The 1,016-nt window shown below is 57.8% G+C and carries 1 protein-coding gene; it reads right to left on the reverse strand.

What is annotated here, in order from left to right:
* Positions 1-168: 168 nt before the first annotated feature.
* Positions 169-1,016 (reverse strand): glycosyltransferase (locus H5395_RS18390; RefSeq protein ID WP_220495136.1); only part of this gene is annotated, 848 nt, incomplete at its 5' end.

Below are 1,016 nucleotides of genomic sequence, written 5' to 3' on the forward strand. Positions count from 1 at the left end.
GACGGCCGCCCTGGGGCTTGGGCCGCGGCCTCGGCAGCAACGGCTCCAGCGCCGCCCACAGATCATCGGATACAAGGGGCTTGCTCATGTCCCCTAACGCACGAGAGGCGGTTTTGTTAGGCGCTCTAAAGAAAACATCTTCCTTGAGGCGGGGCGCAGCCTCCTCTATCAGGATGTCATTTGCTCCATAGGCGCAATATCCTCTGCACGAGGATCAAGGGTCAGCAGTTCGATACCGGCAGCGGCAAGTGCCTCTTTCCCGAACTGCCGTGCGAACTCCTCTTCAGCCCGCTTTCGCACTTGACCGTTGACAAGTGCAGGCGCGACAGACCGCTTGTAAACGTCAAAATAACTGGTCGGATGCTGCCTTGCTTCCTGATACAATGTCGGCGAGGTGGTCTCGATTTCAACGAGCCATCTTCTTCCACGCGGAACTGAAAACAGCGGCACCTCTTGTCGAGCCGCAGCGACGGCAAACCATAGGTCGCAGACGCCCTTGGTCTGAAAGTCGTCGAGAGAAACCGCGAAGGTGGAACCATGCCAAGCTGCCGTTCCGGTTCCAAGTAGGTCCACGAAATGACCCTTGTGATGTTTGGCAAAATGATAAACGGTCCGCTGCTTCAGCCGTGAGAACTCTCCGGGCGGAAAGATCACCGCGTGAACACCGACCACGCAACGGCGCTCGAGCATTTCGATATGCTCGACCATCCGACTGACGTAATTCGTTGGATATATTAGATCGTCGTCAAACGTGAAGAGATACGCGTCGAGATCGCGCGGAAGGTCGTAGAACTTCCCATTGTCACGCAGGTCGCCTTCCGCTTCCTGGCTGCGGACCACACGGATTTTCGGTCGCTTCAGGAATCCTGGAACTTCCTCACAGTCATTAAGAGCGCCTAACAAAACCGCCTCTCGTGCGTTAGGGGACATGAGCAAGCCCCTTGTATCCGATGATCTGTGGGCGGCGCTGGAGCCGTTGCTGCCGAGGCCGCGGCCCAAGCCCCAGGGCGGCCGTC

Source organism: Paracoccus sp. MC1854 (genome assembly GCF_014164635.1).
Classification (GTDB): Bacteria; Pseudomonadota; Alphaproteobacteria; order Rhodobacterales; family Rhodobacteraceae; genus Paracoccus.